We start from the raw sequence: 13,409 nt of genomic DNA, 5'->3' as shown, positions 1-13,409 counted from the left end.
ACACCGACGACGCTGCCCGAGCACGCGCGCCGCAGGCGACCGGCGATCAGTGCTCTGTGGACAACCGGGAACGCGGCTGCCGGTGCGGACGGACCGCTGCTCCGAACGCCACGCGACCCGGGCACGACGACGACCCGGCTCCCCCACGGGGAGCCGGGTCGAGGACGCGGTCGGTCACGCCGCCAGCGACGGACCCCCGCTCGCGTCGAGGGCGTCGAGCACCGCGCCCGCCGCGTCGGCCAGCGGACCGCGCCGGACGCCCGGCACCGTCCCGTGGTCCATCGCGGCCGCCAGCCCCGGCTCCGCGTCCACCGACGCGAGGACCTCGAGCCCCAGCGCGGCCGCGACGTCCTCACCCGCCAGCCCGCCCGGCGACGGCCCCCGCACCACCACGCACACCGTGGCGCCGTGCTCGGCGACCTGTCGCGCCACCCGTGACGCCGCTGCGGTCGCGCGGACCTCGGCGGGCACCACCAGCACGGTCAGGTCGGCCACCGCCAGGACCGCGGCCGCCGCGTCGGTGAGGTGGCGCGGGAGGTCGCACACGACGGTGTCGCCCGCCCGTCGTCCGGCCTCGACGACGGCGACCGCCGCGTCCGGTGCCGGTCCGGGTCCGTGCCGGTCGCAGGACAGCACGGTGAGCGGCCCGCCGGCGGTCGGCAGGGCCTCGTGCAGGGACGATGCGGCCACCCGTCCGCCCCCGAGCGCCAGCCCGGGCCACCGCAGGCCGTCGACCTGCTCCGCACCCACGACGAGGTCCAGCCCGCCACCCAGCGGGTCGCAGTCGACCAGCAGGACGCGGGCGCCGCCGTCCCGGGCGCGCACCGCGACCGCCGCCGCCAGCACCGAGGCGCCCGCCCCGCCGCGGCCGCCGATGACGCACACGACCCGCCCCGACCCGCCGTCGGGAAGGCCCCCTCCGGCGTCGGAGAGCGCCGTGACCAGCCAGTCCTCCCCCTCGGGCAGCGAGACGACGTGCTCGGCGCCGACCGCCACCGCGCGCTCCCAGACGGTGCCCGGCGGTTCGCCCCGGCAGAGCACCACCACGCCGTCGCGGCGCCCCGGTCGGGCCGCGGCGGCGCCCACCGCGGCCGCGCCGCGCTCGTCCAGCAACACCATCGCCGCGCCCGACCACCGCCGACGCAGCGCCGTCGCGTCGGGCACCCGCTCCAGGTCGGCACCCGCGGCCGCCGCGACGCGCACCGCGTCGTCGGCCAGGTCCTCGTCGTCGCACAGCAGGATCACTCGTCGTCCGTCCACACCCCGCAGGGTGCGGTGATCGTCCCGACGACGGGTGCCGGTGCACCCCGGGCTGGGGACAGGTCGCACCCGCGGTGCCGGTGGGGACGGAGCGCGGGGCCGGACGGCCTACCCGGCGGCGTCGGCGATGCCCGTGGCCTCCTTGGCGCCGGTGCGCCAGGCGGTCACCTCGTGGGCGAACCAGCGGCCGAGGCCGTCGGCGGTCCCCGTCGCGAAGCCCTCGGCCGCGGCGACGTACTCGGCCTGCGCCCGCAGGTGACCGACCTCGGGGATCACGAGGCCCTTCGGGTCCAGGCCGGTGCTGATCGCCGTGAGCCGTGCGGCCGCGCGGGCGACGACGCCGTTGCCGACCGCGAACGGCGCGAGGGCGAGGAGTTCGCCGTGGACGACGCCGACGAGGACCGGTCCGGGCACGGACGTGCCGCCGACGACGAGGCCCGCGAGCCCGTCGAGCCGGGCGCCCACCTCGGGGCCGACCCGGGGCCGACCGAGCTCCGACTCCGGCACGCGGTCGGTCGCGGCGAGCACGTGCAGCTTCGCCAGCGCCTGCAGCGGGGCGCGGCGCCACGTCGGGAGCAGTCCGCCGAGCGCCTCGGCGACACGCAGGGAGCCGGCGAGCACCGGGTCGGTCACCGGACCGTCCTCGGGGAGGTCGGCCGACCCGCCGTCGAGCGCGGCGGAGGCGCGGGCGGCGCGGACGCTCGCCTCGGCGGCCGTGGTCGGCCAGCCGCGGCGGTTCGTGCGGTGCCCGTGCACGCCCTCGACGTGCCGGCGGATCGACTCGGCGCCCTCGGCCACGCCGGGCAGGTCGAGCAGCGGCGCGAGCGGGTCGGTGGTCGGGGCGGTCATGCGCTCCATCGTCCCAGGTCGACGGAGCAGCCTGTCCTGTCACTGGGTGCAAGCAGTGACGCACTGCTGGCACCGAAAGGTGCTTAACGGCTCGACACACCGAGCACACTGGAGGCATGGACAGCACCGACCTGCTGCCCGAGCGTGCCCTGACCTGGCGGTTCTCCCGGTCCTCGGGGCCCGGCGGGCAGGGCGTGAACACCACCGACTCCCGAGTCGAACTCGTCGTCGACCTCACGGCGCTGCCCGACCACGACCGGCTCGTCGAGCGCCTCGGCCCCGTGCTGCACGTCACGGCGTCCGAGCACCGCTCGCAGCTGCGCAACCGCGAGGCCGCCCTGGCCCGCGCCGTCGAGCGGATCGAGCACGCCCGGCGGCCCGACCCGCCGTCGCGCCGGGCCCGGCGTCCCAGCCGGGGCGCGAAGCTGCGCCGCCTGGAGGACAAGCGCCGCCGGTCCGACCGCAAGGCGTTGCGGCGCGCCCCGTCCGAGTAAGCAGCGTCAACTGCAGGACTGGACGACGCCATGATCGGGAAGACACGGGCCGTGCTGCCGTGTCACCGATCGCCCTCGGCGTGGTCGTGGCACGATGTGCCCCCGCTCGACCCGACCCGCCAGGAGGGCCCGTGACCTCGCCGTCGTCCCCCGGAGGCCCGCCCGTGGTGCCCTCCATCCCGCTCCACGCCGAACCGGCCCGCCAGAACGGCGACGCGTCGGTCGGAGCGCTGGTGAAGGAGGTGACCACGCACGTCTCCACCCTGGTGCGTGCGGAGGTCGAACTCGCCAAGCAGGAGATCACCGGCGAGGTGAAGAAGGGCGTGCAGGGCAGCATCTTCTTCGTGCTGGCCGGTGTCGTCGCCCTGTTCAGCCTGTGGTTCTTCTTCTTCGCCGCGGCCGAGGCGTTCAACCTCATCTGGCCGTCGCAGCGGTGGGCGGGCTTCGCGGTCGTCTTCGTGCTGATGCTGGTCATCGCGGGCATCGCCGGGCTCCTCGGCTACCTCAAGGTCCGCAAGATCCAGGCGCCGCAGCGCACCATCGAGACCGCCAAGGAGTCCGTCGAGGCGCTGCGCCGCGGCCGGTCGGACGCCTCGCCGTCGACCGTCGCCGAGCGGCGCTGAACCACCGGCACGAGGACCCGGCGGCGCTCGCCGGGCCGTGGCGGCACCGCAGCGTGTCCGCCAACGGCATCCGGCTGCACGTCGCCGAGTGCGGTCCCGCCACGGGCGACCCGGTGCTCCTGCTGCACGGGTTCCCGGAGTTCTGGTGGTCCTGGCGCCACCAGCTCACGGCGCTCGGCGCGGCCGGGCACCGGGCGGTGGCCGTCGACCTCCGCGGCTACTGCGGCTCCGACCGGCCCCCGCGCGGGTACGACCTCTGGACCCTCGCGGGTGACGTCGCCGGGCTGGTGCCCGCCCTCGGGGCCCGCCGCGCCACCGTCGTCGGCGCCGGATGGGGCGGCGCCGTCGCCTGGACCCTGGCCGCCCTGCACCCGCGCATCGTCACCCGGCTCGCGGTCGTCGCCACCCCGCACCCGCTCGCGCTGCGCCGCGCGGTCCGCCGCCGTCCGTGGCGCTGGACCCGCGCGCTGCGCGACGTCGCCTTCTTCCAGCTCCCGCGCCTGCCCGAGCGCTCGCTGCGCCGCGACCGCGCGGCGGCCGCCGGCGCCTTCCTGACGGCGGGTGCGGGCGCGGCCTGGCCCGCGAGCCCCGAGTTCGCCGGGGTCGCCGCCCGGCACGCCGCGGCCCTGCTCACGCCGCGCACGTCGCACTGCTCGCTGGAGTACTTCCGCTGGGCCGTGCGCTCGCAGGCCCGCCCCGACGGGTCACGGTTCGCCGCGGCCCTCGCCCGGCCCGTCGAGGTGCCCGTGCTGCACCTGCGCGGCGCGGCCGACCCGTGGGTGCCGGCGGACGTGGTGCACGACTCGGCACGCTTCGCGCCGGACCACGAGGTGGTCACGGTGCCCGGCGTCGGGCACTTCCCGCACCAGGAGGCCCCGCGGCACGTGTGCGAGGTGCTCCTCCGTCGCCTGTGAGTAGTTCTGACGGCTATCACCGTCAGAACTACTCACGAAGCGCAGCTCCCCGTCGACACCCGCGCGGTCGAGGACTGCGCCGCGTTCAGCGCCGACCGCACCTGGTCGGCGGTGAGCACGAAGCCGGTGTCGCCCTGGTCGACGGCCGCGCCGAACACCACGCCGATCACCTCGCCCTGCGGGTTGACCAGCGGCCCGCCCGAGTTCCCGGACTTGACGGTGCCGCGGATCGTGTAGACGTCGCGGGTCACGGTCTGGGAGTCGTAGATGTCCGGGCCGCGCAGCTGGATCCGCTGGCGGATCTTCGCGGGGCTCGACGAGAACGGGCCGTCGAGCGGGTAGCCGAGCGCCACGGCGTTGTCGCCGGTGTCGGCGCCCGCGTACTGGATCGGCAGCGACCGCGCCTCCAGACCGGGGACGGCGAGCACGGCGACGTCGACCTCGGGGTCGTAGTAGACGACCCGCGCGGCCTCGGTGTCGGCCCCGCCACCGGAGCGCGGCACCTCCACCGACACCTCGTTGGTGCCGGCGACCACGTGCGCGTTGGTCATCACCCGCTCCGGGCCGATGACGAAGCCGGTGCCCTCGAGGGCCCGCGAGCACGACGGGGCCCGACCGCGGATCTTGAGCACGCTCGCACGGGCCCGCTGCACCACCGGGTCGCGGACCAGGCCCTCGTCGGGCGGCGCCACCTCGGCGACCCCGGGCGTCGGGGAGAACGGCGAGAGCACGTCGGGGAAGCCCGACGCGTCGAACATCGCCCGCAGCTCGTTCGGCAGCGCGCGCAGCGGCGTCGGCATCACCGAGTCGACGGTCGAGAGCACCGCGGAGTTCTTCAGCGCCGAGGAGAGCGCCACGTTCGACGACGACGCGAGCGGCAGCGCGATCAGCCAGGCGACGACGAGGGCGGTCAGGGCCTGCAGCACGGCGCCGAACGTCGAGTCGACCGTGCGGACCGCCCCCAGGCGCATCCGGTCGCGGACCGCACGCCCGAGGTAGACCCCGAGGGTCTCGCCGAGGGCGACGAGCGCGATGACGATGAGCACGCTGACCACGACGCGGCTGGTGTCGCCGTCGAACGCGCCGACCACCAGCGGCGCGAGCTTCAGCCCGAGCAGCGCGCCGCCGATGACGCCCAGGAAGGACAGGGCGGCCACCGCGAGCCCGTGCCGCCAGCCGGAGATGGCCGCGGCGACGGCGAGCAGCACGACGACGATGTCGACCCAGCTCATCGGATCGCTTCCCCCTCGTGCCGACGGGCCCACGCCTCGCCGAGATCGCGTACGTCGCTGCGCTCCCACGGGATCGTCCACCCCGCGAGGTCGAGCACCCAGGAGAGCACGCCCGCGGTGAAGCCCCACACGAGCAGTCCCCGCACCGTGAAGGCCGGACCCTGGTATCCGCCCGGCGAGGTCACCGTGAAGCGCCGCGCCGGGTCGGTCAACTCCGAGAGCGGCACCCGCACCACGGCGGCCGTCTCACCCGGGTCGACCACGCCGATCGGCATCGGCGTCGCCCAGTGCGCCAGCACCGGGGTCACCGCGAAGCCGGACACCGGGATCGTCAGCGGGGGCAACGTGGCCAGCGGGACGATGCCGGCGGGGTCGGCGCCGATCTCCTCCTCGGTCTCGCGGAGCCCGGCTGTCACGAGCCCGTCGAGCCCGGTCCCGTCGGCGGGGTCGACGCCCCCACCGGGGAAGGCGGCCTGGCCGGCGTGCGAGCGCAGGTCGGCGGCGCGTTCGGTGAGCACGACGTCCGGCTCCGGCCCGTCGTCGCCGAAGAGCAGCACGACGGCGGCCTCCCGGCCGTTCCCGCCGGGACGCCGCCGGAACGGCACGTCGTCCGGCGACACGCGCCCGCAGGCGTCGACGAGGCCGCGCAGCCACTCCGGGGCGGCCTCCGGGTGCAGCAGGGGGCTCACGCGGCCGCCCTCGCGACGGCGGCCCGCACCTGCTCGGGTGTCGCGAACACCTGCGGCGGCAACGGCACCACGGTGCCGTCGGCGCGCACCACGAGGCTCGCGGGCAGCACCGGCGCCGCGCCGAGGCGGCGTCCGACGACCTGGTCGGGGTCGGACACCGACGGGTAGCGCGCGCCGAGGGCGGTGAGGAGGGCGAGCGCGTCGGTCGGGTCGTCGGCCACGTCGACGCCGAGCACGGCCGCGGCGCCCGGCTGGGCGGCGTACGCGGTCAGCGCCGGGATCTCCTCGCGGCACGGCCCGCACCACGACGCCCAGAGGTTCACCAGCGTCACCCGGCCCGGCAGCGCGGCCGCCAGGTCGACCGACCCGGGCGCCCCGAGGCACTCCAGGGTCAACCCGGCCAGCGGCGGCCCGGCCGCCGGCCGACCGGTGGGCGCGGGGCACTCCGCGAGCCCGGCACGGGTCCGCGCATCGGCCAGCGCCTGCGGGTCGGCGGCGGACACGCTGCTCGCCGGCGCCGACCCGGCGTCGGGACCGGGATCCGAGTCGCGCGGCCAGAGGGCGACGACGCCGAGGACGACGAGGACGAGCACCAGCAGGGTCGAGCCGACCTCCGTGCGCGTCACCGCTCGAGACCGACGAGGGCCAGGAGGTGGTCGGCCTCCGGGCCCTTGACCAGCTTCGCCGCCTTCACCGGGTCGGTCTCGCCGATCCCGGCCGACGGGCAGTCCTTCGCGATCGAGCAGGCGCCGCAGGCGGGCTTCCTGGCGTGGCAGACGCGGCGGCCGTGGAAGATCACACGGTGGGACAGCATCGTCCAGTCCTTGCGCTCGATGAGCTCCCCCACCTCCTTCTCCACCTGGACCGGGTCCTCCGAGGCGGTCCACGCCCACCGGCGGGTCAGGCGCCCGAAGTGCGTGTCGACGGTGATGCCGGGGACGCCGAAGGCGTTGCCGAGCACGACGTTGGCGGTCTTGCGGCCGACCCCCGGCAGCGTCACGAGGTCCTCGAGCCGCCCCGGGACCTCCCCGCCGAACGTCTCGACGAGCGCCTGCCCGAGCGAGATCACCGAGTTGGTCTTGGCCCGGTAGAACCCGGTGGGACGGAGGATCTCCTCCATCTCGGTGCGGTCGGCGCCCGCGTAGGCCGGCGCGTCGGGGTAGCGGGCGAACAGGGCCGGGGTGACACGGTTGACGGTCACGTCCGTGGTCTGCGCCGAGAGCACCGTGGCCACGAGCAGTTCCAGCGGCGAGGTGAAGTCGAGCTCGCAGTGCGCGTCGACGTGGGCGGCCGTGAGCGCGCGGTGCATGCGACGGGCCCGCCGCACGAGGCCGAGGTGCGTCTCTCCCGGCTTGAGGGCGCCCGAGGTCATTCGACCAGGGTAGAGAAGACCCCCGACACCGTGGCGGCCCGGGAGCACCCGCGACACGCCGGGGCACCCCCGGTGCCGGTCCCCGCCCGCGGGTGCGGGACGATGCGGGACACCATGACCGCCTGGATCGCGATCCTCATCCCCCTGCTCATCATGGTCTTCGCCCTGGGCATGGAGCGCCTGGAGACGAGACTGCGCGCGGGCACCGTCCGTGAGGACGAGGTCGAGGACTTCCTCGAGCGCGCTCGGCCCGACGAGGTGAAGGCCCTGTTCCGCCAGGGCATCGGCGGCGCGCTGACGCTGTTCCGGCTGCGCAACCTCGGCAAGCGCGGCGGGCCCACCCGCCGCGGGACCCGGACGTCCGAGCCGTCCGGCCAGAGCACGACGGGCGTCTGACGCTCACCCAGCGGCGTCACGATCGGCGAGTAGTGTCGTCCATTCGGGGGGTACTGCTCGCGGACGACGACGGAACAGGGCTAGATCCGGGGATCGTCGGCCGCGTGCTGCGTGATCATGACCATGCACGCGATTAGACTTGCGGCAGACGTGACTGGTGACACAGCGGAGTTCCGGGGGCAGGATGCCCGGGCCCGTGGGGGTCTCAAGAGTCGGCGAGGAGCGGACGACGGTGGACGAGGTACTGGCGCGGGCAGGGATCTTCCAGGGCGTGGATCCCGCCGCCATCGAGGTGTTGACGGAGTCGCTCGATCGCGTCGAGTTCCCGCGGGGCACCGTCATCTTCAACGAGGGCGAGCCCGGTGACCGCCTGTTCATCGTGCAGAGCGGCAAGGTCAAGATCGGCCGTCGCTCGCCGGACGGGCGCGAGAACCTGCTGTCGATCTTCGGTCCGTCCGACATGTTCGGCGAGCTGTCCATCTTCGACCCGGGCCCCCGCACGTCGACCGCCACGTGCGTCACCGACGTCCGGGCCTACTCGATGGACCGCACCGCGCTGAAGGAGTGGATCGCGCAGCGCCCGGAGATCGCCGAGCAGCTGCTGCGCGTGGTCGCCCGCCGGCTGCGCCGCACGAACAACCTCCTCGCGGACCTCATCTTCACCGACGTGCCCGGCCGCGTCGCGAAGGCGCTGCTGCAGCTCGCGCAGCGCTTCGGGTCCCAGGAGGCGGGCCTGCTCCGCGTGACGCACGACCTCACGCAGGAGGAGATCGCCCAGCTCGTCGGCGCCTCCCGCGAGACCGTCAACAAGGCGCTCGCCGACTTCGCCGCCCGCGGCTGGCTGCGCCTCGAGGGCAAGAGCGTGCTGATCCTCGAGCCGGACCGCCTGGCGCGTCGCGCCCGCTAGGGCCCCTGCTCCGCAGCGAAGGGCACTCCCGCAGCCTCCGGTGCGCGGGAGTGCCCTTCGCTCGTCCGGGGGTCGCTACGTCTCCCGCAGGTACTCCAGCTGTGCCGCGACCGACATGTCGGCGGCCGGCCACAGCGACTCGTCCACGTCCGCGTAGACGATCTCGACGACCTGCCGCGGCTCCGGGTCCGCCTGCAGCTGCCGCAGCGCCGCCCGGACCTGGTCGAGCCGCTGCTCGCGGTGGGCGAGGTAGTCCCGCGCGGTCTGCGGGGCGTCGGGCAGGTCGGGCCCGTGGCCGGGCAGCAGGGTCGTGCCCGCGGGCAGCCCGGCGAGGCGCTCCAGGGAGGTCAGGTAGTCGCCGAGGGCGCCGTGGTGGTCGCCGAGGACGGTCGTCCCGCGGCCGAGCACGGTGTCGCCGGTCAGCACCGAGCCGTCCCCGTCGATGACGAAGCACAGCGAGTCGGTGGTGTGGCCCGGCGTCGCGAGCACCCGGATGTCCAGGCCCGCCGCCCCGAGGGCCTCCCCCGCGCCGAGCCCCTCGGCCCCGAGACACAGCGTCGGGTCCAGCGCGCGCACCGGTGCGCCCGTCAGCCCGGCGAAGGTGCGCGCCGCCTCGGAGTGGTCGAGGTGGTGGTGGGTCAGCAGGACGAGCTCGACCGGGCCCTGCTCCCAGAGCCGCTCCAGGTGCGTCGGGTCGTCCGGACCCGGGTCGACGACGACGCAGCCCCGGTGGCCGGGCGCCCGCAGGATCCAGCTGTTCGTGCCGTCCAGCGTCATGCCGGAGGGGTTGTCGGCGAGGACCACCCCCGCCGCCTCGGTCACGGGACGCAGGACCTCGTACGCCGGGTGCGTGTCGGACACGTCGAGGACCCTAGAGGGCCCGACGCGTCCCGGCTCACGACGCCGGGTCGGGCCCGCCGGGCAGGCCGTGGCCGTTGGTCCGGCCCGGGTACGGCCCCTGCCCGTTGCGTCGTTCCGGCGGAGGGCCGGCCGGACGGGGCGGCTGCGGTGGCTGCGGTGGCTGCGGTGGCTGCGGCCGACCCGCCGGACCCGCGAACGGGTCGGCGCCCTCGGCCCGCTCCCGCTGCGCGAGCTCCTCGTGCAGGCGCGCCAGCAGCTCGCGCTCGCGGTCGGAGAGCTGGGCGACGGAGTCGTCGGTGTCGGGCGACCACGCGCCGGTGGCCTCCGGCCCCGAGGGCCCCGACGCACCCGACGGCCCGGGCGGTCCCGACGGCCCGGGCGGCGCCGGTGGGGCGGGCGCGGCGGGCGGCGGGGTCCACGGCGCCTGCTCCTGCGGCCAGGCGGGCGCGTCGGCCGCCCACGGCGGGGCGACGTCGCCGCCCGCGTGCGGCGCCGGGCCCTCCCGGCGGGTCGGCGCGGTGTCCGTCGACGGTGCCGCGGCCCAGGCGACGGGGCCGGTCGCGGGCTCCTCGGGCTCCGGTCGGGTCACGGGCACCGCGTCGTGCCGGTGCCCGTTCGTCCCGAGCGTCACGGGCTCCTCGCCGATCTCCACGGGCGAGGTGAAGATCGTGTCGGGGCCGGGACGGTCGCCCGTGACGGGCGCGCCGGACCACGCGGGGCCGGGCCCGGCGCCGTAGCGCGCGTCGTGCCCGAACGGCGTGGGCGGCCCGGTGTCCTCGGGGCGGGCCCCGCGGTGCCGGGCGCGGGGGACCCGGTCGCCGTCACCGTCGACGCCGAGCGCGGTGCCCTCGGGCGGGGTCGGGTCCCCGGGGACCTCGTCGGCGTCGGGCGACGGGTGCTCGCCGAGGTGGTGCCCGTTCGCGGCCGGCGCGGGGCGCGGCGGACGGGCGAGGAAGGCGTCCGTCCCGGGGTCGCCCTCGGGGGCCCGGCCGTGGCGCCCGACCGTCCCGTCGACGACCGGCTTGTCCACCGCGGGAACGTCCGGGGCGCCGTCGGGGAGGGCCTCGGGCCGGACGTCGGGCCCGTCCACCGGCACCGACCCGTCGTCGGGAAGGGTGGGCTCGAGGCGGGTGGCCTCGAGCGTCCCGGGCGGCAGCGGCGCCGAGAAGTCCTCGGGGACCGGGCGCGCCCACAGGGCCGCGATCCGGCGGGCGGTCAGCGAGAGGTCGTCGTCGATCGAGGTCTCGGGCGCGGCCTCGGGCTCCTCGACGGCCGGCGGCGCGGCCGCCGCGGGCTCGTCGACGGGCGGCTCGACCCCGACGGCGGGGCGTGCGGGCTCCGGGAGCTCGACCGGCGGCTCGACCGGCGGCGGGCCCACGCGGGACGTCCCCGCGTCGGCCACCGTCCGCCAGGTCTCCCCGTCCTCACGGACGACGTCCGGGGTGCGCGTGGGCAGCGGGTCGGTGGTGCCGAGCGGGCGGGCCGCCGCGAGGGCGTCGCGGTGGTAGGCGGGCAGGGTGATGCCGGAGGCGAACACCTCGACGGAGGTGCCGCCGAGTCCCCGCGCGGCGTGCGCGAGGTGGTGGACGACGTGGTCGCAGTCGTCGGGCTCGGCGGTCTCGACGAGCACCACGCGGTGCGGGACCGGTCCGGGCGCCGCGCCGGCGGGGGTCACCCGCCAGCTCTCGCGCACCGACACGACGCCGGACAGCCGCCGGGCGGCCCGGGCGAGCGGCGCGGCCGGGACCGCCCCCGCCGTCGTCGGGACGAAGCGGTGGCCGGAGCGCCGCAGCGCGTCGGGGTCGGCGGGGAGCCCGGCGAGCAGGTCCGGGTCGACCCGCGCGGCGGCGAACCAGGGCGTGAGGACGGCGCGCTCGTCGGAGCTCAACCCGACCTCGTCGGCGAGCAGACAGCCCCCGAGCAGTTCGGCGGCCTCGGCGTCGTCCTCGGCCGCGACCATCTCGCGGACCGCGGTGAGGGCGTCGTCGTCGATCCGGCCGGCGAGCCCGAGCAGCACCTCGTGCAGCCGGCCCGGGGCGGGCGGCCCGTCGTCGGGACGGCGGCGCTCGGTCGGCGCGGCCGGGTCCCCGGCGCGGGCCGCCGGGGCCTCCCGGGGGGCGTCGGCCGCGTGGTCGCGCAGCACCACGGCGTCGTCGGCGGAGTCGGCGTCGTCGGTGTCGTCGGCGGTGTCGGGCGGGGCCGGGAGGGCGGGCTCGGGCACGTCCACGCGCGCGGCGGGCTCGTCGTGGGGTGGCACGTCGACCGGCTCCTCCGCGCCGCCCGCGGACCGGCGCCGCTGCTCGGCGACGCGACGCCACGCGGCGAGGGCGACCGGGTCCCGACCGCCCCGGGTCCGTCCGGGCCGCTCGGGCACCTCGGGGCGCTCGGGGCGCGGCCCGTCGGGACGCGGGACTCCGGCCTCAGCCATGGCGCACCAGCTCCGGGGGTGACGACGGGACGCCCGAGCGGGGGTCCGGCAGTCGGGCGTGGTCGGACGCGTCGTGCGCCGCCGACCCGCCCGCCCGCCAGAGGACGTCCGAGGCAGCGAGCGCCGCGCGGTGGTAGCCCGTGGTGGGCGTGCCGGCGCCGATCACCTCGACGCACGGTGCCGCGTCGCCGTGGGCGCGCAGGGCCCGCTGCACGATGCCGGTGAGGGCGGCGAGATCGCCGGCGGCGCTCACCAGCACCACCCGCGGGCCGCCCGAGCGCCACGCCCGGCGGACCTCCCCGACGTCGCCGGCCGCCGGCACCACGGCGCGCAGCACCAGGTCGGCCGCGTCCCACGCCGCCGCGCCGGGGTCGGTGAAGGCCGGGGCGGGCTCCGGGGCGACCTCGGCGTGCAGCACGGCGTCGACGAGGCGCGACGAGCCGCGCCACGCCGAGACGGCGTCGCGGAGCAGCTCGCGCTCGGCGTCGGTGACCCCGACCCGGTGCCGCAGCAGCGTGCGCGGGACCGCGGTGCGCAGCGCGGTGTCGGCCCCGGCGGCCAGCCAGTCCCGCAGCCGCCAGAGCGCGTGGTCGGGGACGCGGCCGGCGAGCGCGACCAGCAGGTCGTGGCACGCGCGGGCGCCGGGCCGGCTGCCGCCGGCGGTGCCCGTGATGTCCGCGGCGTCCGCGGCGTCGCGGCCCGTGCTCGACACGTCCCTACCCCCTACCGCCGCGGCGGTCCGCGGCACTCGTCACCAGCTCACGCGAGGTCGACGACGACCTCAACCTCGACGGGGGCGCCCAGCGGCAGCGCCGCCACCCCGATCGCCGAGCGGGCGTGTTCGCCCGCCGGGCCGAAGACCTGACCCATCAGCTCCGAGGCGCCGTTCACCACCTGGGGCTGGCCGCCGAACCCGGGCGCGGACGCCACGAAGCCGACGATCTTGGCGACCGAGGCCACCGCGTCCAGCCCGACGAGCGCGTCGATCGCGGCCAGCGCGTTGAGCGCGGCGATCCGGGCGTAGGCCGCGGCGTCGTCCACCGACACGTCCGCGCCGACCAGCCCGGTCGCGGGGAGCTCGCCGCCGACGAGCGGGAGCTGCCCCGAGGTCCAGACCTGCGCGCCGACCCGCTTCGCGGGGACGTAGATCCCCTTCGGCGGGGCGACCGGCGGCAGCTCGACGCCGAGCTGCGCGAGCCGCGCGGTCGGGCTCGTCACGACAGCGGTCGCTTGAGGTAGGCCACGTGCTGCTCGCCCGTCGGACCGGGGAGCACGGTGACGAGCTCCCAGCCGTCGGAACCCCACTGGTCGAGGATCTGCTTGGTGGCGTGGGTCAGCAGGGGGACGGTGGCGTACTCCCACGTCTGGGCACTCATGGACGCCG

The 13,409-nt window shown here is 77.0% G+C and carries 16 protein-coding genes; 5 read left to right on the top strand and 11 right to left on the bottom strand.

Annotation, left to right across the window (positions count from 1 at the left end; genetic code table 11):
• Positions 1–174: 174 nt before the first annotated feature.
• The gene (gene ssd, locus LN037_RS22500) at positions 175–1,260 is read right to left on the bottom strand and encodes a septum site-determining protein Ssd (protein WP_230757154.1); all 1,086 of its coding nucleotides are present in this window, start codon (positions 1,258–1,260) and stop codon (positions 175–177) included.
• A gap of 108 nt (positions 1,261–1,368) precedes the next feature.
• A complete protein-coding gene (locus LN037_RS22495; RefSeq protein ID WP_230757151.1) occupies positions 1,369–2,109 on the bottom strand; it encodes an oxidoreductase in 741 nt (246 codons plus the stop codon).
• A gap of 116 nt (positions 2,110–2,225) precedes the next feature.
• Between LN037_RS22495 and LN037_RS22490 the strand changes: the two genes are divergently transcribed.
• The 3 genes from LN037_RS22490 to LN037_RS22480 all read left to right on the top strand — a co-directional run bounded on the left by LN037_RS22490 (position 2,226) and on the right by LN037_RS22480 (position 4,140).
• Positions 2,226–2,603 (top strand): peptide chain release factor-like protein, encoded by a 378-nt coding sequence (locus LN037_RS22490; RefSeq protein WP_230757148.1) that lies wholly within the window; start codon positions 2,226–2,228, stop codon positions 2,601–2,603.
• Positions 2,604–2,734: 131 nt separating this feature from the next.
• A complete protein-coding gene (locus LN037_RS22485) occupies positions 2,735–3,226 on the top strand; it encodes a phage holin family protein (RefSeq protein WP_230757146.1) in 492 nt (163 codons plus the stop codon).
• Positions 3,227–3,279: 53 nt separating this feature from the next.
• Positions 3,280–4,140 (top strand): alpha/beta fold hydrolase, encoded by an 861-nt coding sequence (locus tag LN037_RS22480; protein ID WP_230757143.1) that lies wholly within the window; start codon positions 3,280–3,282, stop codon positions 4,138–4,140.
• 32 nt (positions 4,141–4,172) lie between these two features.
• On the opposite strand, the gene LN037_RS22475 is transcribed toward LN037_RS22480, so the two are convergent.
• The 4 genes from LN037_RS22475 to nth are packed head-to-tail and all read right to left on the bottom strand — an operon-like array spanning position 4,173 to position 7,433.
• Entirely contained in the window at positions 4,173–5,372 is a 1,200-nt protein-coding gene (locus LN037_RS22475; protein ID WP_230757141.1) for a MarP family serine protease, read from the bottom strand.
• Positions 5,369–6,061, bottom strand: coding sequence for an NUDIX hydrolase (locus LN037_RS22470; protein ID WP_230757138.1), 693 nt, complete (start codon positions 6,059–6,061; stop codon positions 5,369–5,371). Before LN037_RS22470 ends, LN037_RS22475 begins: the two co-directional genes overlap by 4 nt.
• Positions 6,058–6,687 (bottom strand): TlpA family protein disulfide reductase, encoded by a 630-nt coding sequence (locus LN037_RS22465; RefSeq protein WP_230757136.1) that lies wholly within the window; start codon positions 6,685–6,687, stop codon positions 6,058–6,060. Before LN037_RS22465 ends, LN037_RS22470 begins: the two co-directional genes overlap by 4 nt.
• Positions 6,684–7,433 (bottom strand): endonuclease III, encoded by a 750-nt coding sequence (gene nth / locus LN037_RS22460; protein WP_230757133.1) that lies wholly within the window; start codon positions 7,431–7,433, stop codon positions 6,684–6,686. The genes LN037_RS22465 and nth overlap by 4 nt, the downstream gene beginning before the upstream one ends.
• 114 nt (positions 7,434–7,547) lie before the next feature.
• Between nth and LN037_RS22455 the strand changes: the two genes are divergently transcribed.
• Together LN037_RS22455 and LN037_RS22450 are read left to right on the top strand one after the other, a co-directional pair.
• Positions 7,548–7,829: a hypothetical protein gene (locus tag LN037_RS22455; protein WP_230757130.1), complete on the top strand. Its 282-nt coding sequence runs from the start codon at positions 7,548–7,550 to the stop codon at positions 7,827–7,829.
• A gap of 232 nt (positions 7,830–8,061) precedes the next feature.
• Positions 8,062–8,736 (top strand): Crp/Fnr family transcriptional regulator, encoded by a 675-nt coding sequence (locus LN037_RS22450; protein WP_026204588.1) that lies wholly within the window; start codon positions 8,062–8,064, stop codon positions 8,734–8,736.
• A 75-nt stretch (positions 8,737–8,811) separates the two neighbouring features.
• On the opposite strand, the gene LN037_RS22445 is transcribed toward LN037_RS22450, so the two are convergent.
• The 5 genes from LN037_RS22445 to sp36 are packed head-to-tail and all read right to left on the bottom strand — an operon-like array spanning position 8,812 to position 13,401.
• Positions 8,812–9,597 (bottom strand): MBL fold metallo-hydrolase, encoded by a 786-nt coding sequence (locus tag LN037_RS22445; protein WP_230757128.1) that lies wholly within the window; start codon positions 9,595–9,597, stop codon positions 8,812–8,814.
• 34 nt (positions 9,598–9,631) lie between these two features.
• Positions 9,632–12,025, bottom strand: a complete 2,394-nt coding sequence (locus LN037_RS22440) for a hypothetical protein (RefSeq protein WP_230757125.1) — start codon at positions 12,023–12,025, stop codon at positions 9,632–9,634.
• The gene (locus tag LN037_RS22435) at positions 12,018–12,737 is read right to left on the bottom strand and encodes a hypothetical protein (protein ID WP_230757122.1); all 720 of its coding nucleotides are present in this window, start codon (positions 12,735–12,737) and stop codon (positions 12,018–12,020) included. Before LN037_RS22435 ends, LN037_RS22440 begins: the two co-directional genes overlap by 8 nt.
• Positions 12,738–12,784: 47 nt before the next feature.
• Positions 12,785–13,243 carry a RidA family protein gene (locus tag LN037_RS22430; protein WP_230757119.1) on the bottom strand — a complete coding sequence of 153 codons (459 nt, stop codon included), beginning with the start codon at positions 13,241–13,243 and terminating at the stop codon, positions 12,785–12,787.
• Positions 13,240–13,401, bottom strand: coding sequence for a Sp36 family protein (sp36, locus tag LN037_RS22425; RefSeq protein ID WP_179796080.1), 162 nt, complete (start codon positions 13,399–13,401; stop codon positions 13,240–13,242). Before sp36 ends, LN037_RS22430 begins: the two co-directional genes overlap by 4 nt.
• Positions 13,402–13,409: the final 8 nt, after the last annotated feature.

The sequence above is a fragment of the Actinomycetospora soli genome (assembly GCF_021026295.1).
Taxonomy (GTDB): Bacteria; Actinomycetota; Actinomycetes; order Mycobacteriales; family Pseudonocardiaceae; genus Actinomycetospora; species Actinomycetospora soli.
The sequence above is the reverse complement of the archived record's forward strand: the minus strand, read 5'-3'. Positions and strand labels throughout refer to the sequence as shown.

Excerpts from the sequence above, each read along its gene's own strand:
- LN037_RS22495 (WP_230757151.1), bottom strand. The coding sequence starts at position 2,109 with ATGACCGCCCCGACCACCGACCCGCTCGCGCCGCTGCTCGACCTGCCC.
- LN037_RS22490 (WP_230757148.1), top strand. The coding sequence starts at position 2,226 with ATGGACAGCACCGACCTGCTGCCCGAGCGTGCCCTGACCTGGCGGTTC.
- LN037_RS22475 (WP_230757141.1), bottom strand. The coding sequence starts at position 5,372 with ATGAGCTGGGTCGACATCGTCGTCGTGCTGCTCGCCGTCGCCGCGGCC.
- nth (WP_230757133.1), bottom strand. The coding sequence starts at position 7,433 with ATGACCTCGGGCGCCCTCAAGCCGGGAGAGACGCACCTCGGCCTCGTG.
- LN037_RS22455 (WP_230757130.1), top strand. The coding sequence starts at position 7,548 with ATGACCGCCTGGATCGCGATCCTCATCCCCCTGCTCATCATGGTCTTC.
- LN037_RS22440 (WP_230757125.1), bottom strand. The coding sequence starts at position 12,025 with ATGGCTGAGGCCGGAGTCCCGCGTCCCGACGGGCCGCGCCCCGAGCGC.
- sp36 (WP_179796080.1), bottom strand. The coding sequence starts at position 13,401 with ATGAGTGCCCAGACGTGGGAGTACGCCACCGTCCCCCTGCTGACCCAC.